A 351-nucleotide genomic window follows, 5' to 3' on the forward strand; every position below is an offset into this window, starting at 1 on the left:
AACGCCAGAGCATTCAAAGCGGTTTTCTGCGTGTTGATTGCTACATTACTGTCGTTGGCCAAGGATGTCAGAAAGGCGCGGACTTCTTGTGCGCCCATCTGTGCCGGATGGGTGAGGCGGTGGAAGTAGATAAAGTGCTTGATCCAATGAAGGTAAGTTTTCTCCGTGCGCAAGCTATACCCGCGTAACCTGAGTTCTTGACGAATGTGGTTCAGAAACGGGCTCCGTCCCATGTCAGCACCTCCTGTGCATAACAGATCCTATAAAACTGTATTTATATACAGTATATTTGTCTATGTCGAGATCCCGTGCACGTATTGATGCAAGAGTGTGCTCATTTGCCACTGGAAT

The 351-nt window shown here is 47.9% G+C and carries 1 protein-coding gene; it reads right to left on the minus strand.

The genetic code is table 11. The annotated features are described in order from the left end of the window. The coding region (locus KTN04_RS16750; RefSeq protein WP_217336353.1) for a site-specific integrase at nt 1–233 on the minus strand (233 nt) is incomplete at its 3' end. Nucleotides 234–351 lie beyond the last annotated feature (118 nt).

Origin of the sequence: Marinobacterium weihaiense (assembly GCF_019061305.1) — a bacterium.
In the GTDB taxonomy this organism is placed as follows: domain Bacteria; phylum Pseudomonadota; class Gammaproteobacteria; order Pseudomonadales; family Balneatricaceae; genus Marinobacterium; species Marinobacterium weihaiense.